At 66.8% G+C, this 19,146-nt stretch carries 19 protein-coding genes; 8 read left to right on the forward strand and 11 right to left on the reverse strand.

Annotated features, from left to right (window positions below; translation table 11 throughout):
- Window positions 1–113 precede the first annotated feature (113 nt).
- Complete coding sequence (locus AC5RWD_RS12045; protein WP_494020219.1) at window positions 114–3,269, reverse strand: S8 family serine peptidase; 3,156 nt, start codon at window positions 3,267–3,269, stop codon at window positions 114–116.
- A gap of 270 nt (window positions 3,270–3,539) precedes the next feature.
- On the reverse strand, window positions 3,540–3,755 hold the full coding sequence (locus tag AC5RWD_RS12050; RefSeq protein ID WP_306920682.1) for a hypothetical protein: 216 nt from the start codon (window positions 3,753–3,755) through the stop codon (window positions 3,540–3,542).
- Between the two features lie 278 nt (window positions 3,756–4,033).
- Here AC5RWD_RS12050 and purS point away from each other — a divergent pair, with 278 nt between their 5' ends.
- Genes purS through purL form a run of 3 tightly spaced genes read left to right on the forward strand, consistent with a single transcriptional unit; the run spans window position 4,034 to window position 7,384 of the window.
- Entirely contained in the window at window positions 4,034–4,285 is a 252-nt protein-coding gene (gene purS, locus AC5RWD_RS12055) for a phosphoribosylformylglycinamidine synthase subunit PurS (protein ID WP_015935902.1), read from the forward strand.
- A gap of 1 nt (window position 4,286) precedes the next feature.
- Window positions 4,287–5,057 (forward strand): phosphoribosylformylglycinamidine synthase subunit PurQ, encoded by a 771-nt coding sequence (gene purQ, locus AC5RWD_RS12060; protein ID WP_494020220.1) that lies wholly within the window; start codon window positions 4,287–4,289, stop codon window positions 5,055–5,057.
- Window positions 5,057–7,384, forward strand: coding sequence for a phosphoribosylformylglycinamidine synthase subunit PurL (gene purL / locus AC5RWD_RS12065; protein ID WP_494020221.1), 2,328 nt, complete (start codon window positions 5,057–5,059; stop codon window positions 7,382–7,384). Before purQ ends, purL begins: the two co-directional genes overlap by 1 nt.
- Before the next feature lie 139 nt (window positions 7,385–7,523).
- Here purL and AC5RWD_RS12070 read toward each other — a convergent pair whose 3' ends face one another.
- The 5 genes from AC5RWD_RS12070 to AC5RWD_RS12090 all read right to left on the reverse strand — a co-directional run bounded on the left by AC5RWD_RS12070 (window position 7,524) and on the right by AC5RWD_RS12090 (window position 9,814).
- Complete coding sequence (locus tag AC5RWD_RS12070) at window positions 7,524–7,817, reverse strand: DUF503 domain-containing protein (RefSeq protein WP_306920675.1); 294 nt, start codon at window positions 7,815–7,817, stop codon at window positions 7,524–7,526.
- A gap of 23 nt (window positions 7,818–7,840) precedes the next feature.
- Window positions 7,841–8,158 (reverse strand): putative quinol monooxygenase, encoded by a 318-nt coding sequence (locus AC5RWD_RS12075; RefSeq protein ID WP_494020222.1) that lies wholly within the window; start codon window positions 8,156–8,158, stop codon window positions 7,841–7,843.
- A gap of 73 nt (window positions 8,159–8,231) precedes the next feature.
- Window positions 8,232–8,855: a hypothetical protein gene (locus AC5RWD_RS12080; protein WP_494020223.1), complete on the reverse strand. Its 624-nt coding sequence runs from the start codon at window positions 8,853–8,855 to the stop codon at window positions 8,232–8,234.
- A 13-nt stretch (window positions 8,856–8,868) separates the two neighbouring features.
- Window positions 8,869–9,417 (reverse strand): DUF1990 domain-containing protein, encoded by a 549-nt coding sequence (locus tag AC5RWD_RS12085; RefSeq protein WP_494020224.1) that lies wholly within the window; start codon window positions 9,415–9,417, stop codon window positions 8,869–8,871.
- On the reverse strand, window positions 9,410–9,814 hold the full coding sequence (locus AC5RWD_RS12090; protein ID WP_494020225.1) for an MmcQ/YjbR family DNA-binding protein: 405 nt from the start codon (window positions 9,812–9,814) through the stop codon (window positions 9,410–9,412). The genes AC5RWD_RS12085 and AC5RWD_RS12090 overlap by 8 nt, the downstream gene beginning before the upstream one ends.
- Window positions 9,815–9,859: 45 nt before the next feature.
- On the opposite strand from AC5RWD_RS12090, the gene AC5RWD_RS12095 reads away from it, so the two are divergent.
- A complete protein-coding gene (locus AC5RWD_RS12095; protein ID WP_494020226.1) occupies window positions 9,860–10,888 on the forward strand; it encodes an isopenicillin N synthase family dioxygenase in 1,029 nt (342 codons plus the stop codon).
- An 18-nt stretch (window positions 10,889–10,906) separates the two neighbouring features.
- Here AC5RWD_RS12095 and AC5RWD_RS12100 read toward each other — a convergent pair whose 3' ends face one another.
- Complete coding sequence (locus AC5RWD_RS12100) at window positions 10,907–11,332, reverse strand: CoA-binding protein (RefSeq protein ID WP_494020227.1); 426 nt, start codon at window positions 11,330–11,332, stop codon at window positions 10,907–10,909.
- Window positions 11,333–11,618: 286 nt separating this feature from the next.
- Here AC5RWD_RS12100 and acs point away from each other — a divergent pair, with 286 nt between their 5' ends.
- The 4 genes from acs to AC5RWD_RS12120 are packed head-to-tail and all read left to right on the forward strand — an operon-like array spanning window position 11,619 to window position 16,822.
- Window positions 11,619–13,799 carry an acetate--CoA ligase gene (gene acs / locus AC5RWD_RS12105; protein WP_494020228.1) on the forward strand — a complete coding sequence of 727 codons (2,181 nt, stop codon included), beginning with the start codon at window positions 11,619–11,621 and terminating at the stop codon, window positions 13,797–13,799.
- A gap of 10 nt (window positions 13,800–13,809) precedes the next feature.
- The gene (gene sfnG / locus AC5RWD_RS12110) at window positions 13,810–14,988 is read left to right on the forward strand and encodes a dimethylsulfone monooxygenase SfnG (protein ID WP_494020229.1); all 1,179 of its coding nucleotides are present in this window, start codon (window positions 13,810–13,812) and stop codon (window positions 14,986–14,988) included.
- A complete protein-coding gene (locus AC5RWD_RS12115) occupies window positions 14,988–16,331 on the forward strand; it encodes an O-acetylhomoserine aminocarboxypropyltransferase/cysteine synthase family protein (protein WP_494020230.1) in 1,344 nt (447 codons plus the stop codon). The genes sfnG and AC5RWD_RS12115 overlap by 1 nt, the downstream gene beginning before the upstream one ends.
- Window positions 16,328–16,822, forward strand: coding sequence for a CoA-binding protein (locus tag AC5RWD_RS12120; RefSeq protein ID WP_494020231.1), 495 nt, complete (start codon window positions 16,328–16,330; stop codon window positions 16,820–16,822). The genes AC5RWD_RS12115 and AC5RWD_RS12120 overlap by 4 nt, the downstream gene beginning before the upstream one ends.
- A 204-nt stretch (window positions 16,823–17,026) precedes the next feature.
- Here the strand turns inward: AC5RWD_RS12120 and AC5RWD_RS12125 are convergent, their stop codons facing one another.
- The 3 genes from AC5RWD_RS12125 to AC5RWD_RS12135 form a co-directional block, all read right to left on the reverse strand.
- Window positions 17,027–17,818, reverse strand: a complete 792-nt coding sequence (locus tag AC5RWD_RS12125) for a hypothetical protein (RefSeq protein WP_494020232.1) — start codon at window positions 17,816–17,818, stop codon at window positions 17,027–17,029.
- The gene (locus tag AC5RWD_RS12130; protein ID WP_494020233.1) at window positions 17,815–18,363 is read right to left on the reverse strand and encodes an RNA polymerase sigma factor; all 549 of its coding nucleotides are present in this window, start codon (window positions 18,361–18,363) and stop codon (window positions 17,815–17,817) included. Before AC5RWD_RS12130 ends, AC5RWD_RS12125 begins: the two co-directional genes overlap by 4 nt.
- A 103-nt stretch (window positions 18,364–18,466) precedes the next feature.
- A complete protein-coding gene (locus tag AC5RWD_RS12135; RefSeq protein WP_494020234.1) occupies window positions 18,467–19,006 on the reverse strand; it encodes a hypothetical protein in 540 nt (179 codons plus the stop codon).
- Window positions 19,007–19,146 lie beyond the last annotated feature (140 nt).

Raw genomic sequence — 19,146 nt, forward strand, 5'->3', positions numbered from 1 at the left:
GCAGCGAACTTCGAGCGAACGCACGGCGAAGGCCGGCGGGACCTTGGCATGTTGCGCCACGCCCGCCGGCCTTCGCTGTGGGGCCCTTTCGGGAACCCGGTTCCGGGACCTTCCTAGATGGAGTTATCCGGTGACCGCGTCAGGTCCTCGTTCTGGACCTTCCCCTGTTCCTTCTTTTTCTTCGGATCTTCCGAAGAAGGTGCGACCGCGACGGCGCCGCCCTCCGCTACTACTACGTTCACAAACGTCGGGGAACTGGCCCCGTCGAAGGTGACCCGCCCGATGTAGGAGCCAGGAGCCAAGTTCTTCCAGGTAAGGGCGAGCTTCCCGGACAGCCCGTTCGCGAGGCGGACCGGATCGGGCGTCACGGTGGCGTTGCCCTCATTTGCCCCCAGGACGGCAGCATCCACGGAGGCCTTGGTTGCCTGTTGGCCGGGGCTGTCGTAGAGGTTTACGAACATCCGGTAGGTACCGGCAGCAGGGTTGGGAATCGAGACGGACTCGCTCGCCGAGGCCGTGGCGGCGACAATCCCCTGGCCGTCCGGGGTGATGACCACCATGTCGAAGTCGGCGTTCTCGTCCGCGGAAATCACGGAGAGCTTGGCCAGCGGCACGCCGGACGGAACTTCCACGGTCTTGACGAAGTTCGAGGCGTCCGCCTCGTACCGGAACGGCCCGGGGACCAGCTCGATGGCCGAGGAGTCGGCCTTCGACAGGCCGTCTAGCGTCACGTTCGTGGGCGAGTTCGAACCCGAGACGATGCCGATGTTCCCGGAACCGTTGGCCCCTTGGGAGGTGAACGAGATGTTCTTGGGAGCCACCACCGACTGCGGCCGGGCCGCAACGGGTGACGTCACGGTCTTGTTGGCACCCTGCCACATCAGTGAACCGGCGGCGAACTCACCCAGTTTGGCGCTCTGGTTTTCAAAGGCCACCTTGAACGTGCGCTTCTCGCCGGGTGCGGCGAAGGACAGGACCGACGGGGTGACCGTCACCTTCACTCCCGGCACGCTGGCCTTGGCGCTGTACACGCCGGGCGTCAGCGCCGTCACCGTGCGGGTGACCTCGATCCTGCCGGCCAGGTTTCCAAGCGAGAAGGACGGGACGTTCATGTCGCGGGGCCGGGTGCTGCCGAGGCCGGGAATGCCCAGGTCCACGCCGGTTCCCTGGATGAACCGCAGGTAGTCATCGGTTCCGGCGTCGTACACGAGCCCCGGATCCAGCACGCGGGCGGGATCGACCTGCCCGGCACCGGTGGCCAGGACGTCTGTGTTCTTGCTGCCGTCTGCGAGCTTGACGTCGCCGGCGGTGGTCATCATGGCCGACTTCACCGCGGCCGGGGACCAGACGGGGTTCTTGCCCAGGATGAGGGCACCGAATCCGGCCACGTGGGGCGACGCCATCGATGTACCGGACATGAAACCGAATTCGTCGCCGCCGGCGCCGATCGGCGATACTCCGGCCAGGACACCCACGCCCGGTGCGGCGACATCGGGCTTCAGCAGGTCGGAGTCGGTGGCGAGGAGCGGTCCGCGGGAGGAGAAGCCGGCGATCTGGGGTTGCGCCTCGGCGGGCAGTCCCGTGGTGTCCTTGTTGATCAGGGAGACCGTGATGGCCGGGTTCGCCGCCACCTTGGCCTTGATGGTGGCCGTGGCTGGCGGATTCACGTGCACGGTGGGGACGGAGTGCTTGTCGGCGTCGAGCGATGATGCTGTCAGGTTGACGAGGATCATGCCCACACCGCCGCCCCGCGCAACCTCGGCGCTCTTGGCCACCCGGTCATACACGCCGCGGTCGCAGACCACCACCTTGCCGGCGACCTTGGCCGGATCCAGTGAGCCCGGGGCGCACAGTGCAGGGTCGGCGGCCTGCCCGGATGCTGCATCAGCGGCGAGCACAACACCTGCGCCGGCAACTTCCCGGTTCATGATGCTGGCGCCGCGGAACTTGCTGCCGTCGGAGAACGCGACAGTGCCCTGCAGTTCCTGGGAGAAACTGCTGGCCGCAACGGTGGTGACCCACGGCTCGCCGTGGTTCACGGTGCTGGCTTCCGGGCCGGAGTTACCCGCGGAGGTGGCCACGAAGATGCCGGCTGAGGCGGCGGACAGGAACGCCATGGATACCGGGTCCGTGGTGGTGGAGGTGGTGCCCGAGATCGAGTAGTTCAGGACGTCCACGCCGTCGAGCACGGCCTGGTTGATGGCGTCCACGGCGGACGAGGTGTAGCAGCCGCCGGTGTTGGGGTCATTGTCCTCCCAGCAGATCTTGTAGATCGAAAGCTTGGCCGCCGGTGCGATGCCGCCGGTCAGGCCGAAGCTGCGGCCGTCAACGAAGGTCTCAACGTCGGCGTTACCGGCGGCGGTGCTGGCCGTGTGCGTTCCGTGGCTTCCCACATCCACAGGCGAAATCAGTTCCTCAGGAGCCCGATCCGGCTTGGCCACGGAGTCCTCGAAGGCGTCGGAGAAGTACCTGGCACTGAGGACCTTGGAGTTGCAGGCCGTTCCGTTGAACTTTTCGCCCTTCTGGCACTCGCCCTCGAAGGTGCTGCCATCCGCCTTCAGCATCGCAATGTTGCCGCCTGCAGTGCGGTAGGGAACGCCAACCTGCGGATTGCCCCTGAGCGGCGCAACGTCTTTGCCGGCGAAGAACTGGCTGCCGGGCGTGTAGCCGGAGTCGATGACGCCCACCACAACGCCCTTGCCGGCGCCCGCCTTGCCGCCGAACTGCTTGTTCCACGTGCCGTTGGTGCCGCTGAGCTTGAGGAAGTCCGTGGTGGAGTAGTGCGGGGCCTGTTGGGTGTCCGGCGCCACGGCAAGGACCCCGGGGTCCTTTGCCAGGTTCAAGGCCTGGTCGGCGGTGAGCGTGGCGCTGAAGCCGTTCAGTGCCGCCGTGTAGCTGCGGCGGATCTGAACCTTTTCCTTTTCGGCCAGGGCGGCCTGCTTCGCCTCAAGGTGTGCCTGGTACTTGCGAACCTCTGCCCGGCCGGCGTCGAGTTTGCGGCCGGACCGCGGCTTTGTGGCCTGCAGGCCGGGCGTGCCGCCTTCATAGGTGGCGGCGGGCTTCTCGGTCAGGACCACGATGTAGCGGCCGGCCGAGTAGTCGTTGGGGTCGACGTTCTTTTGCTGCGCGGCCGGAGCCGCACCCTGCGACGGCGCCGCGGTTGCGGGCAGCGCGCCGACTGACGAAAGGAGCAAAGGCAAGCCGACAACCAGTGCCGCTGCTTTCCGGGCCCCCCGGCTTCGGAAGAAGCTTTTTCCTGCTGATTTCACGAGTGGTTTGAACCTTTCATAAGGAACAGCCCCGGCTGCATTGCCGGGCGCAGGCGGCAACGACACGTGAAGATGACAGGTCCTGTCGATCCCAGCAATCGTCGACCGATCCCCACAGTACCTACTGAGAGCCGCATATGACATAGGGCACAAACCGGAATTTACTTTTTTGTCACGGTCTTCGACATTCCCATCACAAAGCAGCGGCGGGCACCCGAAAGGGCACCCGCCGCCGGGGAATTCAAGGTTCGCTGGCGCGGCTAAGTGGAGTTACTGCCGCGGAGTGCGGACCACCTCGCTGATCCACTGCCGCGTCTTCTCGTCCACGGGACCGGCCACCCGGTCCTGTCCGGCGGCACCCCGGCCAACACGGTTCTGCCGGGCCGCACGGTCGGCTTTGATCTTCTGGAACACCATCCTGCCGAGGCCGGCGAACACGGCGACGGCCATCACCGGCAACAGGACGGATTTCGGTTTCTCAGCCATTCCGCAATCCTACTGAGCGTGCCCTCGGCGGGCCAGAGCCGGCGTCGTTCTTCCGTTCCTACGGCGTCTGCCGGACGTCCGCCGGACGTCCGTCGCCCCGGATACGAAAGTGGTGCGCCGTGGCCGGTAGAATAGGCATGCAAGCTCGCGGAGCGCCCGTCCACACCATGCCATTTGAATGCCCTGCCATTTGAACCGGCCAGGCAACCGAAGGAATGGCGTGAGACGGCACCACTCCGCTGCGCCCTTACCCAATGCACATGCACAGGAGTTGCCGGATGCCCCGGATCGTTGTCGACGTCATGCCCAAGCCCGAGATTCTGGACCCGCAGGGGAAGGCCATCGTGGGAGCACTCCCCCGCCTGGGCTTCACCAGCTTTAGCTCTGTACGCCAGGGCAAGCGTTTCGAACTGACCGTTGACGGCGAGGTGACCGAGGAGATCCTGGCCCAGGCCCGCGATGCTGCCGAAACCCTGCTGTCCAACCCCGTGATCGAGGACGTCGTCAACGTCGAGGTCGTCGAGGCCTGAGATGACTGAACTTCCCCTGATCGGCGAGGCAGTCGCCGTCGCCTCCGAGCCGCGCCTCGCGGGTGCGCGGATCGGCGTCGTCACTTTCCCCGGAACCCTGGATGACCGGGACGCTTCCCGTGCTGTCCGGCTCGCGGGCGGCACGCCCGTGGAGCTCTGGCACGGAGACTCCGAACTGGGCGACGTCGACGCCGTCATCCTGCCGGGCGGATTCTCCTACGGCGATTACCTCCGCGCCGGCGCCATCGCACGCTTCGCCCCGCTGATGTCGAAGATCATCGACGCCGCCAACTCGGACGCCAAGCTGCCGGTCCTCGGCATCTGCAACGGCTTCCAGCTGCTGACCGAGTCGCACCTGCTGCCCGGCTCGATGATCAAGAACGACCACCTGAAGTTCATCTGCCGCGACCAGGTGTTGCGGGTCGAGAACAACAGCACCTACTGGACCGGGGACTACGCCCCGGGCCAGGAAATCACCGTGCCGCTGAAGAACCAGGACGGCCAGTACATCGCGGACGAGAAGACCCTTGACGCCCTGGAGGCCGAGGGCCGCGTGGTGTTCCGCTACGTGGGCTTCAACCCGAACGGTTCGCGCCGCGACATCGCCGGCATCTCGAACGCCGCCGGCAACGTGGTGGGCCTCATGCCGCACCCGGAGCACGCCGTGGAGGTGGGCTTCGGCCCCGAGTCCCTGGACGGTATCGGCGGGTCCGACACCGAAGGCCTCGGTCTCTTCACCTCGGTACTGAACAAGATTGTGGGAGCGAACTAATGACCGAGATTTCGACAAGCTCGATCACCGAGACCAAGAAGTTCAACATCGACACCGTCGAGAACGCGGCCAAGACGCCGGACACCGAGCTTCCCTGGGCCGAGCTGGGCCTGAAGCGCAACGAATTCGACGAGATCGTCAAGGTCCTGGGCCGCCGCCCGACCGGCGCGGAACTCGCCATGTACTCCGTGATGTGGAGCGAGCACTGCTCCTACAAGTCCTCGAAGAACCACCTGCGCCAGTTCGGCGAGAAGGTGACCGACGAGATGAAGAAGGACATGCTGGTGGGCATCGGCGAGAACGCCGGCGTCACCAACCTGGGCGACGGCTGGGCCGTGACCTTCAAGATTGAGTCCCACAACTCCCCGTCGTTCGTGGAGCCGTACCAGGGTGCCGCCACCGGCATCGGCGGCATCGTCCGCGACATCATCTCCATGGGCGCCCGCCCGGTTGCCGTGATGGATCCGCTGCGCTTCGGCGCCATCGACCACCCGGACACCGCCCGCGTCATGCACGGCGCGGTCGCCGGCATCGGCGGCTACGGCAACTCGCTGGGCCTGCCGAACATCGGCGGCGAGATGGTCTTCGACTCCGTCTACCAGGGCAACCCGCTGGTCAACGCCCTGGCCGTGGGCGTGATGCGCCACGAGGACATCCGCCTGGCCAACGCCTCCGGCAAGGGCAACAAGGTGGTGCTGTTCGGTGCCCGCACCGGCGGCGACGGCATCGGCGGCGCCTCCGTGCTCGCTTCCGAGTCCTTCGACGACACCAAGCCGTCCAAGCGGCCTGCCGTCCAGGTGGGCGACCCGTTCGCCGAGAAGGTCCTGATCGAGTGCTGCCTTGAACTGTTCAAGGGCTCGCTGGTGGAAGGCATCCAGGACCTCGGCGCCGCAGGCATCTCCTGCGCCACGTCCGAGCTCGCCTCCAACGGCGACGGCGGCATGAACGTCGAACTGACCTCTGTCCTGCTGCGCGATCCCACCCTGACTCCGGGCGAGATCCTGATGTCCGAGTCCCAGGAACGCATGATGGCCGTGGTGACGCCGGAGAACGTCGAGGCCTTCGAAGCCGTCATGGACAAGTGGGCCGTGGAGTACGCCTGGCTGGGTGAGGTGACCGACAGCGGCCGCCTGATCATCACGTGGGAAGGCGAAGTCATTGTCGACGTCGACCCACGCACCGTGGCCCACGACGGCCCGGTCTACGACCGCCCGTTCGCCCGCCCGGAGTGGCAGGACGCGCTCCAGGCCGATAAGTTCACTGGTTCCGTGCAGGACGCCGGCCGCCCCTCCGCACCCGCGGAACTGGCCGCAGCCGTCACCGAGCTCGTTGCCTCGCCGAACATGTGCGACAAGTCCTGGATCACCAACCAGTACGACCGGTACGTCGGCGGCAACACCGCCATGGCATTCCCGGATGACGCAGGCGTGGTCCGCGTGGACGAGGAATCCGGCCTGGGGGTTGCCCTGGCCACCGACGCCAACGGCCGCTACACCTACCTGGACCCGTACCACGGCGCCCAGCTGGCACTGGCCGAGGCCTACCGCAACGTGGCCACCTCGGGCGCCGTGCCGATGGCCGTCAGCGACTGCCTGAACTTCGGCTCCCCCGAGGACCCGGACGTCATGTGGCAGCTGGCCGAGGCCATCCGCGGCCTCTCCGACGCCTGCATGGTGCTCGGCATCCCGGTGACCGGCGGCAACGTCTCGCTGTACAACCAGACCGGCACCACGCCGATCCACCCCTCCCCCGTGGTGGCAGTGCTGGGCAAGCTCGACGACGTCGCCCGCCGCACGCCGTCGGGCTGGCGGGAAGACGGCGCAGCCATCTACCTGCTGGGAACCACGGCTGCCGAACTGGACGGCTCCGAATGGTCCAACCTGCGCGGCCACCTCGGCGGCCTGCCTCCCAAGGTTGACCTCGAGGCCGAACGCGCGCTGGGCGAGATCCTGATCAACGCGTCCCGCGACGGCATGGTGGACTCGGCCCACGACCTCTCCGAGGGCGGCCTCGCCGCGGCCCTCGTGGAATCGTCGCTGCGCTACGGCGTGGGTGCCCGGATCGCGCTGCAGGATGTCCTGGACCGCGACGGCATTGACCTCTTCACGGCGCTGTTCTCCGAGACCCAGGGCCGCGCCGTCGTTAGCGTTCCGCGCTCCGAGGAAGTCCGCTTCAAGGACATGTGCACCGCCCGCGGCTTCGAGCACCTGCGCATCGGCGTGGTGGACGCAGCCAGCGGACAGCTGGAGATCAACGGCGTGGACCCCCTCTCGCTGGACGCCCTCCGCGAAGCCCACGAGGCCACCCTGCCGAAGTACTTCGGCTAATCCCCACCGCCGCCCTCCCGGTGATCGAGCCTGTCGAGATCTGACCCGTAAGGTTTCGACAGGCCCACCCACCGAGTCCGAACGGACACTTAAGCACCCATCCCCGGGGCTTAAGTGTCCGTTCGCGCTTAAACGCCTGTTAGTCCTCGCTGTGGATTTCCCGCTGCCGGGCGCTCAGCAGCTCCAGTTCGGGGCGGAAGGCCACGAAGCGTTCGACGGCGGTGAGCACCTCCACGAGGTGCGCGCGGTCGGCGGCGACCAGGCCGGCGCCGATCCTCGTGCGGCGGTACTGCTCGTGGTCCCCCACCTCGGCCACGGAAACCTCATAGCGCCGTTTGACCTCGGCCAGGAGCGGCCGCACGACGGACCGCTTTTCCTTGAGGCTGTGCACGTCGCCAAGGAGGATGTCGAACTCGATCCAGCCGATCCACATGACATTAATGCTAGCGATGGGGCCTAGATGGTGAGTTCACCCATGGTGTCCCAGCCTTCGCCATCGAATTGTCGGCTGATGATGCGCGGGGTCTCGGCGAGGGCCTGAGGCATGTCCGCCATGGCCTTCTTGAAGTGGGCGCTGTTGACGTGCTCGCTGGCGGCATCGTCCTTGAACGCTTCGACGAGGACGAACTCGTTGGGGTCGTCCACGCTGCGGGACCAGTCGAACCACAGGTTGCCCGGCTCCTGGCGGGTGGCCTCGGTGAAGTCGGCCACGAGGCCGAGCCACTTGTCGGACCAGTCCGGCTTGATCTTGAACTTGACGACGATGAAAATCACGGGGTTCCTTCCGTTCTTGGGTAGTCGGCTCGAACGAGCCAAATCTTCAGGTGGGCCGCCAGTGGGCGGTCAATCAGTGGGCGGCCAGCGCCTGTTCGCACTCCGCGATGGCCTCGCGGGCGTACTGCTGCTGGGCCGGGGTTCCGACGCGTTCGGCCCACTGCTCAGCCAGCTGGAACTCCACGAGCGCCTCAGTGAGCCGGCCCGCAGCATGCAGCGTCCAGCCCAGGTTGTTGTGCAGGGCCACCATCCAGCGCTTGGTGCGCTCGTCGTGGACGGTGGAGGCGTACTCCAGCGCACTGCGGGTCCAGAGCTCCGCATGGGCGGAGTCGGCGATGGCCAGCATGTGCAGCGCGTCCACCGCAAGGAATTCCTCGCCAAGATGGTCACCGAGCTCGGCTGCCTGCTCAAACAGGGGCACCGCCATGGCCGCGTGACCGCTCGAGTTCAGGACCCGCCCGCGCTCCAGCAGGATCCGGACACCTACCGTCGGCTCGTCCCCGTCAATCGCGTCGAGCAGCGCGTCAGCCTCTTCGAAGCGGCCCTGGAGCCCGATGGCCCGCCCCAGCTGCGTGGCGAGCTCGGCCCGCTCGTCGGCGTCGTACCGCGGGTCGGCCAGCGCATCCCGGAAGCGCTGCTCGGACAGCTTCGGATCCTCGAAGTTCCACAAAAGGTCAAGGCTCTTTTGGTCCAGCATGTACCTCTCCTGATCAGCTTTCACCTGCGGCGAGTTGGCGAGCACCTTCAATGTATCGGGAAGTCATGAGCCGCTGCGCGCGGCGGGCGAGCGCGCCGCCAGCAGCGTAGAACCAGTTGGACGGCCGGCTGAACGCCGTGATGCTGAGGTAGACCCGGCCCTGGGCATCAATTTCAGCCTCGAACGACTCCTCACCTCGCACCGGGTGGCCCGGCAGGGAGCCGTAGCCAAAGCCGGCGGACTGCGGTCCGCCGCCCGGAACAGGGCGGTGCACCCACACCACTTCACAGGGAACGTTGAGGCGGAAGGGCCCGACGCCGAATCCGCTCACCACGCGGGTGCCGGGAACGACGACGCCGGACTCGGTCCGGATCCGCAGGCCGGACCGCCGCTGCAGTTCCCAGGCAAGGATCCCCCGGGCCACCTGGAGGTAGACCTCAGACCCCTCGCCGAGATAGGTGCGGGACGCCACGCGGCGGTAGCCCGCCGGCGACCCGCCGTGCTCGGTGGCCCCGGTGTCCGGATAGTTGAGGACACCCCGGGCCAGGCGCTTCTCACCCATGGCCCGCCTGCCTGGCCCAGCCAAGCTGCTCCCGCTGTTTCCGGCTCAGCGAGGCAACCACAAGGTCGTAGGAGTCCTCCACCATGTCCCGGACCATGTCATCGGGCAGGGCCCCGTCCAGGCGGACCCCGTTCCAGTGCGTCTTGTTCATGTGCCACGCGCCGGTGATCTCCGGATGCACGGCCCGGAGCTGTTCGGCCAGGGCAGGCTCGCACTTGAGGCTCACCGACCAGTCGTCAGGATCCATGGCGGACGCCGCGAACATTTTGGCTTCCTGCTTTGCCCCGCCGGACACGGCCGCCCTGACCTTGAACACAGACGTTTCGGGGCCGAACGGAAAGTCCTCGAAGGTGCCCGGAAACGACAGGCAGATTTTTCTCAGTTCGGCTGGGTCCATGCTGCGAGCCTACAAACCCTTTCCGGGCGGTGCTAGTCTGCGAACATGGCAGCTGCCCGGGAGACCATACCTGTACTGGATCTCGGCTCCGCACGCCGGGCCGACGGTTCCTTCAACCCGGAGTTCATTGAGGAGCTCCGTGACGCCACCCACCGCGTCGGTTTCTTCCAGGTCATCGGCTACGGCGGCGCCCCCGGCCAGGCCAAGGAGCTGCTGGCCACGATCAGGCGCTTTTTCGACCTGCCCCTCGAAGAACGCATGAAGCTGGACAACCGGCTGTCACCGCATTTCCGTGGCTACACCCGGATGGGCACGGAGGTCACGCAGGGAAGGGCGGACGCGCGCGAGCAGATCGACTACTCACCCGACCGGGAGCCGGTGAACGACTATCCCCCAGAGCAGCCGTACTGGCTCCTCCAGGGCCACAACCTCTGGCCGGATGAGTCGATGCCGGAGCTAAGGCAGGCGGCCATGGCCTGGGCGGAGCTCATGTCCACGGTGGGCGCGGAGCTCATGCGGGCCATCGCCGTGTCCCTGCACCAGCCGGAGAACTATTTTGATGAACCGTTCAGGGATACCCCGGCTTGGATGGGCAAGCTGGTCCATTACGTCGGCGGCGTGGTGGAGGCCGCGGGCGACCAGGGAGTGGGCTCCCACGCGGACTACGGATTTGTGACCCTCCTCCTCCAGGATGAGGTGGGCGGGCTTGAAGTGCTGCCGCCGGGCGCGAGCGAATGGGCACCCGTGGAGCCCATCCCTGAAGCGCTGGTAGTGAACCTCGGCGAAATGCTGGAAGTGGCCACCGAAGGCTACCTGGCTGCCACCATCCACCGGGTCAAGGCCCCGCCACCCGGAGTGGACCGTTACTCCGTCCCCTTCTTCTGGTCACCCCGGCTCGACGCGATGATCGATCCGGTGCCCCTCCCGGCAGAACTGAAGGCGCAGGCGCGCGGCATCTCGGACGACCCCTCCAACCCGATGCTCGCCTCGTTCGGCCTGAACATGCTCAAGGGCCGGATGCGTGCCCACCCGGATGTCACCGAACGCCATTACCCGGAGCTGATGAGGCACTGAACCGCAGCCGTGAACCGGCTAAATGCCTACGCGCCAGCCTTCGCGGGCGGGGCACGAGTTCACCACGACCTCCAGCCCGGCGGCCTTTGCGCGTTGGACGGCGGCGTCGTCGAACACGCCCAGCTGCAGCCACACCGCCTTGGCGCCGACAGCGATGGCCTGGTCGATGACGGCCCCCACCTTCTGCGAATTGACGAAGCAGTCCACGACGTCGATCGGGTGCTTTGCCGCCGGGATCTCGGCGAGGCTCCGGTAGCCCTTCTCCCCGTGAACGTCGTCCCCCGGCAGGTTTACGGGGATGATCTCCATGCCCATGCGGTCCCGGACAAACAGCGAAACGTCGTAGGCCGAGCGCCATTCATTCCGGGTCAGGCCGACAATGGCCCAGGTGCCCTTCGTTCGCATGAGCCGGTCAATAACCGCCGGATCGTTTTCGTGAGCCATGCCTCAACTCTACTCCTGCGGTGATTTGGCAGCATTTCCCGAATATCAGAATGCCATCCCAGCAAGATGGCAGCGATGAACGAATATTACAGCCGAAAAGACGCCGATTTTGAGAAATCGTGCATCTCCGCTCTAGTAGGTAATGACCATCCCGAGCGGCCGAGAGACCTGGATCGATGAAGCCGCAGCAACCCCGGGTGACGTGAGACGACCATTCCCACGCCACTGTTCTTCCGTTCCGGCGGAGACCCAGGGGTGCTACTGCCAGGACCGATGGAGTGCTGCAATGACCCCAGAGAATACTTCTGCCCTGCCCACCCTTGCCCGGATTACGTCCGAGGCAACCCCACAATCCACTTCGGACGCGACGGCGGTCGAAGCAGGGCTGCGTGACGCGCCCGGCTCCTCTTCCGGCTCTTCGGGATGGTCCTCGACCGAGCCAACGGACGGCGCAGTGCACGGCGTCCCCACCGACGGGCCGGCGCGTCACAGCGGCACCACCTCCATTGTCGACCCCGGCAATGTGGCCTTCTGGGAGGATCAGGCCCTCCGGCTGGACTGGGCCGAGCGCCCCGGCAGCCACAAACCCTGGCACACGGCGCACAGCTGGCTGCCCACCGACGCCGAAGCCGGCCGCGGACCCGAGATCAAGTGGTTCGACGGCGGCAAGCTGAACGTCGCGTATAACTGCGTGGACCGCCACGTCGCCGCCGGACGCGGCGACAAGGTGGCGCTCTTCTTCGAGGGCGAACCGGGCGACCGCCGCACCATCACCTATGCCGAGCTGCAGCGTGAGGTGTCCAAGGCCGCCAATGCGCTGCTGTCCCTCGGCATCACCAAGGGCGACCGCGTGGTCATCTACCTGCCCGTGATCCCGGAAACGGTCGTCATCACCCTCGCGGTGGCGCGGATCGGAGCCGTTCACTCCCTCGTGTTCGGCGGTTTCTCCGCCGAGGCCCTACGGTTCCGGGTCGAGGACACGGGCGCCAAGCTGCTGGTGACCACCGATGGCCAGTTCCGCCGCGGCGTTGCGGTCCCGGTCAAGGACAACGCTGATGCCGCCGTCGCCGGAGACAACGCCATCGAACGCATCCTGGTCATTAACCGCACCACCGCCCCCGGAGACCTCGCCACGGTCCCCATGACCGCGGGCCGCGACGTCTGGTGGCACGACGTCGTCGGACCGGCCTCCGATGTCCACGAGCCCGAGGCGTTCGACGCCGAGACTCCCCTCTTCATCATGTACACCTCCGGGACCACCGGTAAGCCCAAGGGCCTGGTGCACACCTCGGGCGGTTACCTGACCCAGGCATCGTGGAGCTTCGAGCATCTGTTCAGCAATCCTGATCCTGCCCTTCGGGACCGGGACGTGCACTGGTGCACCGCCGACCTCGCCTGGGTCACCGCGCATACCTACGAGATCTACGGCCCGCTTTCCAACGGCGCCACCCAGGTGATCTTCGAGGGCACGCCCAACACGCCGCATCCGGGCCGCCACTTCGAGATCATCGAACGCTACGGCGTCACTCAGTACTACACGGCGCCCACCCTGGTCCGCTCGCTGATGGGCTGGTTCCCGGACGGCGTGCCGGACAGCTACGATTTCTCCTCCATCCGCCTGCTGGGCACCGTGGGCGAGGCCGTGAACCCGGAGGCGTGGCGCTGGCTCCGCAACAACCTCGGCGCAGGCAACGCCCCCATGGTGGACACCTGGTGGCAGTCCGAAACCGGGGCCACCATCATGTCCCCCGCACCCACCGACACCGAGTTCAAGCCGGGCTGCGCCGCCCGCCCCCTGCCGGGCGTCAGCACCCGCGTGGTGGACGAGGCAGGGAACCGCACCAGGGCCGGCGAGCAGGGCTTCATCGTTGTGGACCAGCCCGGCCCGGCAATCGCCCGCACCGTCTGGGGCAACCCGCGCCGCTACTTCGACTCCTACTGGAGCCAGTACGCGGAGCACGGCTGGTTCCTCGCGGGCGACGGCGCCAAGTATGACCACGACGGCGACATCTGGATCCTGGGGCGCGTGGACGACACACTTAACGTCTCAGGGCACCTGCTCTCCACGATCGAAATCGAGTCCGCCCTGGTCACGCACCCCGACGTCGTGGAGGCCGGCGTGTGTCCGGTGGCCGACCCCAAAACCGGCCACGCCGTCGTCGCGTTTGTCGTCCTTAAGGGAGAGGTTTCGGCGGTTTCGACAGGCACAACCACCGAAGCCCTCCGCAGGCACGTCGCGACGGCGATCGGGCCGATAGCGAAGCCGCGGGACGTCGTCATCGTCCCCGACGTACCCAAGACCCGCAGCGGCAAGATCATGCGCCGCCTGCTAACCCAGCTCTTTGAAGGAACCGCGCTGGGCGATACCACCTCACTCCAGAACGAACCGGCCATTGCCGTCATCCAGGATGCGCTGCGCCGCCGCGCCACCGCCGTCCCCGGAAACCCCAACTCCGGGCAGAAGTAAAGGAACGATCATGAACGACATCAGCAACGTAGCCCGTCTTTCCGAACCGCTGAAGTTTGCCTACTGGGTGCCGAACGTGTCCGGCGGCCTGGTGGTCTCGACCATCGAGCAGCGCACCGGCTGGGACTTCGACTACAACAAGAAGCTGGCCCGCATCGCGGAGGAATCCGGTTTCGAGTACGCCCTGACCCAGACCCGCTACGCCGCATCCTACGGGGCCGACAAGCAGCACGAGGCGACGTCCTTCAGCCTTGCCCTGCTCGCCGCCACCGAACGCCTCAAGGTGATCGCCGCCGTCCACCCGGGCATGTGGCACCCCGGTGTGCTGGCAAAGTACATCATCACCGCCGACCACATTTCCAACGGCCGCGCCGCCGTCAACATCGTCTCCGGCTGGCTCAAGAACGAGTTCACCAACTTCGGGCTCGAATGGCTGGAACACGACGAGCGCTACGTCCGCACCGAGGAGTTCATCAGGGTGCTGCGCGGGCTGTGGACCGAGAAGGCGTACAGCCAGTCCGGCAAGTACTACAACATCACCGACTTCACCCTGAACCCCGCCCCCGTGGACGTTCCGGGCCGCGCGCACCCGGAGATCTTCTTCGGCGGCAACTCGACGGCGGCCCAGGCCACCGCGGGCCGGGTTGCGGACTGGTACTTCTCCAACGGCAAGGACCTGGAAGGCTTCAAGGAGAACATCGCAGGCGTGGTTGCTGCGGCTGGCGAAACCCAGCGCGGCGCCGAGGGTCAGCTGGCTTCTCCCCGGTTTGGCCTCAACGGCTTCGTGATCGCCCGGGACTCGGAAAAGGAAGCCCGCGACACCCTCCGCGAGATCGTGGAGAAGGCGCACAAGCCGGCCGTCCAGGGGTTCCGCGACGCCGTGCAGGAAGCTGGCCCGTCCACCAAGGACGGCAAGGGCATGTGGGCTGATTCCACGTTCGAGGACCTCGTCCAGTACAACGACGGTTTCAAGACCCAACTGATCGGCACTCCCGAGCAGATCGCCGAGCGGATCGTCGAGTACAAGAAGATCGGCGTGAACCTCTTCCTGACCGGCTACCTGCACTTCCAGGAGGAAATTGCCGCCTTCGGCCGCGACGTCCTGCCGATCGTCCGTGAACTCGAGGCAGATCTTGCCCGCAGGAACGGCACCGAGCTGGAACTCCCCGCCGGGCTGGTGACTGTCTAGTGGCTGACCGCAAGTTTGGTTTCCGCACCCGCGCCCTGCACGCCGGCGGCACGCCCGACGCCGAGCACGGCGCCCGTGCGGTGCCCATCTACCAGACCACGTCCTTCGTGTTCAAGGACACCCAGGACGCGGCCAACCTGTTCGCGCTGCAGAAGTACGGCAACATCTACTCCCGCATCGGCAACCCGACCGTGGCGGCATTCGAGGAGCGCATCGCCTCGCTCGAGGGCGGCATCGGAGCTGTTGCGACATCGTCGGGCATGGCCGCGGAGTTCATCACCTTCGCCGCGCTCACCCAGTCCGGTGACCACATCGTGGCGGCCTCCCAGCTGTATGGCGGCACGGTCACCCAGCTCGACGTGACCCTGCGCCGCTTCGGCGTGGACACCACGTTCGTTCCTGGCACCGACCCGGCCGACTATGCGGCGGCCGTCCGGGAAAACACCAAGGCGATCTTCGTCGAGGTAGTGGCCAACCCGTCGTCGGAGGTCCAGGACCTTGAGGGGCTGGCACAGGTGGCGCACGACGCCGGCATCCCCCTCGTCGTCGACGCCACCCTGAGCACGCCGTACCTCGTGCGGCCGATCGAGCACGGCGCGGACATTGTGATCCACTCCGCCACGAAGTTCCTCGGCGGCCACGGCACCACCCTGGGCGGCGTCATCGTGGAGAGCGGCCGGTTCAACTGGGGCAACGGCAAGTTCCCCACGATGACCGAGGCGGTAGCCTCCTACGGCAACGTCTCCTGGTGGGGCAACTTCGGCGAGTACGGCTTCCTCACCAAGCTGCGCTGCGAGCAGCTGCGCGACATCGGCCCCGCGCTCTCGCCGCAGTCCGCGTTCCAGCTGCTGCAGGGCGTGGAGACCCTCCCCCAGCGCCTGGACGGGCACCTGCGAAACGCGCAGGCCGTGGCCGAATGGCTGGAGGCCGACCCCCGCGTGGCCTACGTGAACTTCTCCGGCCTGCCGTCCCACCCGCACTTCGAGCGGGCGCAAAAGTACCTGCCCCTGGGTCCGGGATCGGTTTTCTCCTTCGGCGTGAAGGGCGGCCGCTCGGCGGGGCAGAAGTTCATTGAAGCCCTGCAGCTGGCCTCGCACCTGGCCAACGTGGGCGACTCCCGCACCCTGGTGATCCACCCCGGGTCCACCACCCACCAGCAGCTCAGCCCGGAGCAGCTGGTATCCGCCGGCGTCCCGGAGGACCTGGTCCGCATCTCGGTTGGCCTGGAAGACCTCGAGGACATCCTGTGGGACCTGGACCAGGCCCTGGACGCTGCCTCAGCCCCGGAAGCCGGGCTTGCCGACGAACCGGCCGACGCCTGCACGATCGGAGCACTGTCATGAGCACGCAAGATCGCACCTGGACCGGACCTTCTGCGCCGGAACGCCTGAGCCTGCTCCGCGAGGCGAAGTCCATCGCCATTGTGGGCGCCTCGGACAAGCCGTCGCGCGCCAGCTACTTCGTGGCCACCTACCTGCAGTCCTCCACCCGCTACCAGGTTTACTTCGTGAACCCGGTAGTGAAGGAAATCCTTGGCCAACCGACGTACGCCTCACTCGCCGATCTTCCCGAAAGCCCGGACATCGTGGATGTGTTCCGCAAGCACGATGACCTCCCGGGTGTCCTGGACGAGGCCATCGCTGCCGGCGCCAAGACCCTATGGCTGCAGTTGGGCTCATGGCACGAGGACGTGGCAAAAGCGGCGGAAGCCGCCGGGCTCGACGTCGTGATGGACCGGTGCGTCAAGATCGAGCACGCCCGCTTCCATGGCGGGCTGCACCTTGCCGGCTTCGACACGGGGGTTATCTCCTCGAAGCGGCAGGTCCTGGCGTAGGCAGGTCCTGGCCTGGCACCAGCCGGCCGCACCGAAGGCATAAGAAATGCCGGGCTGGAATTTGATGGGGGACAACTTCCAGACCGGCACTCTCACTTGGGTAATCGACGGGGACCCCGGAAGGGTTACGCCGATTCCAAAACTTTTTCAAGAAATTATTTCCGCACCCCGTCAGGCGTCCGGCGCCCCACCTTCCAGCCGGTCCTAAGGCGTGCCCGGGACCGGTTTGGTCGGGACGGTCGGCATGCCGCCGGGCAGTGTGGGCACCGCCGGCAGCGGCTTGGCCGGAAGCTTGGGGGCCACACCCGTTCCGGGGACCGCGGGCACCTGGCTGGGCCTGGCGGGCGCCGGAGCCTGACTCCTCGCCGCTCCGTGGGAAGCCGAGGAACCGTGGGCTGCGGATGAGTTCGACGAACCATTCGAGGACGCCGGACCAGTCGGGGCCGGCGTCGCGGGTTCCGACGGCGCGGCGGTCTTGCCAGTGACCGACGGTTCGGCTGCAGCAAACGTCGGGGCCGGGCCGGCCGGAATGCCGGCGGGCGATGCGGGCACCGGCGCCGGCGCGGTTGTCTCGCTGGCGGGCTGGAAGATCCGCACCACGGTGTGGCTTACGCTGTTGCGGAAGTCCTCGCTGGAGGCTGCGACAGCGCCGGCTCCGAGGCCCATGGCGCCGACCACTGCGGCGCCCACCACGATGCCCATCCGGCGTTGCCGGTTGCGGCGGTGAACTTCGAGGCTGGCGACGTTGGATTCACGCCGCATGGGTGCGCCTGGGATGGCCTCGCCCTGGGCCCCGCCCTGGTCCGGTGCGGCCGAAGCGGCTGCCCCGTTGGCGAGCAGCGCCACGAGATCGGCGCGGGGCCGGGGTGCTGGGTCTTGGGCGAGCCCGCGCAGTTCTTCGAGGGACCTGCGGAGATCGGCGTCGTCTTCGAGCCCGGAATCCAGGAGGATCGCCTGGATCTCTCCTTCTTCGCGGCCTGCCGGCGTGACACTCATGATGCTGCGTGGTCCTTTTCCTTGACGAGTTCGCGAAGGGCGATGAGCCCGCGGCGCTGGAGTTGTTTGATGGCCCCGGGAGTCCTGTCCATGATGCCGGCCACCTGTTCAACCGAAAGGTCTGCAACGATCCGCAGGACCAGCACTTCGCGCTGGTCGTCGTTGAGCATGGACAGTGCGGAGGTCGCTCCGCCCAGCGAACCGAGGACCTCATCCTCGGCGGAATCCGAGCGCCGCTCGTCCAGAAGCGGATCGAATTCGGTGAGCTGCGGTGTTCGCGCGGACCGACGCCGGTAGTCCACGAGCCGGGCGTGCGCCACGGAGAAGATGAACGTCCGCAGCCCGGAGTGGCCGCCCCTGACATTGCTGAGCTTGGGCAGGACATCCACGAAGACATCCTGCGTGAGGGCTTCGGCGTCGTCCACGCCGCGGGCCCGGAAATAGCCCAGGACGGCGGGGGAAATGACGCTGTAGACGGCGCTGAAGCCGGAGGGGTCGCCAGAAAGGGCTGCTGACAATTCGTCATCGGTCAGCTGAGCTGCCAAGGAGCTGTCCTTCCCTTTACTGCAGGTGTGCGGCGGTAGTAAGCCTAGCCGCCGCACACCTCACGCCCCTATTCGGGGAACGCCCTGTTTCGTCTGCTGTGGACTACTTGCCGGTCGGCAGGTCCGCAGCAGCGTCGGCCTTGACGTCAGCGTCTGCAGCGACGGACGGCGCGGCCGGCTTGGCGACGTGGTCGGTTACGTCCGGCACAGCCGGAGTGGCGGGAACGGCCGGGGTGGCCGGAACACCGCCGCCGCCGGGAACAGCCGGAGTGGCGGGGATTGCTGCGTTCACGTTGGCCCCGGCAGCCTTGTCCCCGGCGGAGACGTTGGCGTTGGCAGCGGCGTTGTCCTTGTCAACTTCCAGTGCGGCGTCGGCTGCGTCCGCAGCTTCGCCGGCAGCCTTGGCCTTGGCCGCCGGGACGGCGGGAACCGTCGGGGTGGCCGGGGTGGCGGGAACTGCAGGCACTGCCGGGACCTCGGGGGTCGCAGGAACGGCCGGCGTGGCGGGCGTAGCGGGGGTCACCTGTGCATGCTGCGAGCTGGACACCTGGGCGGCGTTGGCCAGTCCGATGCTGGAGAAACCTCCAACAGCGAGGATGGCGGCTCCGACAGCAATCTTGGTGGTCTTGCTAACACTCTTCATAAGAAAAAAGTCCTTTGGTTGATTGAAGGCCGGGCCGGAGGCCGATGGGGGACAACCCCCGGCCCGGCGCTTACATATACGTAATCGCCGGGACGGGCGGGCAGGTTACGCGGTCCCGGAAACTTTTTTCAGACGGGCGT

This window comes from Arthrobacter sp. CMU6, assembly GCF_059090205.1.

What these genes read in the sequence shown, in the direction of transcription:
- AC5RWD_RS12135 (WP_494020234.1), bottom strand. Translation starts at nt 19,006, where the DNA reads ATGAAGAGTGTTAGCAAGACCACCAAGATTGCTGTCGGAGCCGCCATC.
- AC5RWD_RS12100 (WP_494020227.1), bottom strand. Translation starts at nt 11,332, where the DNA reads ATGGCTCACGAAAACGATCCGGCGGTTATTGACCGGCTCATGCGAACG.
- purS (WP_015935902.1), top strand. Translation starts at nt 4,034, where the DNA reads ATGCCCCGGATCGTTGTCGACGTCATGCCCAAGCCCGAGATTCTGGAC.
- sfnG (WP_494020229.1), top strand. Translation starts at nt 13,810, where the DNA reads ATGAACGACATCAGCAACGTAGCCCGTCTTTCCGAACCGCTGAAGTTT.
- AC5RWD_RS12090 (WP_494020225.1), bottom strand. Translation starts at nt 9,814, where the DNA reads ATGGACCCAGCCGAACTGAGAAAAATCTGCCTGTCGTTTCCGGGCACC.
- acs (WP_494020228.1), top strand. Translation starts at nt 11,619, where the DNA reads ATGACCCCAGAGAATACTTCTGCCCTGCCCACCCTTGCCCGGATTACG.
- AC5RWD_RS12050 (WP_306920682.1), bottom strand. Translation starts at nt 3,755, where the DNA reads ATGGCTGAGAAACCGAAATCCGTCCTGTTGCCGGTGATGGCCGTCGCC.
- purL (WP_494020221.1), top strand. Translation starts at nt 5,057, where the DNA reads ATGACCGAGATTTCGACAAGCTCGATCACCGAGACCAAGAAGTTCAAC.
- AC5RWD_RS12095 (WP_494020226.1), top strand. Translation starts at nt 9,860, where the DNA reads ATGGCAGCTGCCCGGGAGACCATACCTGTACTGGATCTCGGCTCCGCA.
- AC5RWD_RS12070 (WP_306920675.1), bottom strand. Translation starts at nt 7,817, where the DNA reads ATGTGGATCGGCTGGATCGAGTTCGACATCCTCCTTGGCGACGTGCAC.
- AC5RWD_RS12080 (WP_494020223.1), bottom strand. Translation starts at nt 8,855, where the DNA reads ATGCTGGACCAAAAGAGCCTTGACCTTTTGTGGAACTTCGAGGATCCG.
- purQ (WP_494020220.1), top strand. Translation starts at nt 4,287, where the DNA reads ATGACTGAACTTCCCCTGATCGGCGAGGCAGTCGCCGTCGCCTCCGAG.
- AC5RWD_RS12085 (WP_494020224.1), bottom strand. Translation starts at nt 9,417, where the DNA reads ATGGGTGAGAAGCGCCTGGCCCGGGGTGTCCTCAACTATCCGGACACC.
- AC5RWD_RS12125 (WP_494020232.1), bottom strand. Translation starts at nt 17,818, where the DNA reads ATGAGTGTCACGCCGGCAGGCCGCGAAGAAGGAGAGATCCAGGCGATC.
- AC5RWD_RS12120 (WP_494020231.1), top strand. Translation starts at nt 16,328, where the DNA reads ATGAGCACGCAAGATCGCACCTGGACCGGACCTTCTGCGCCGGAACGC.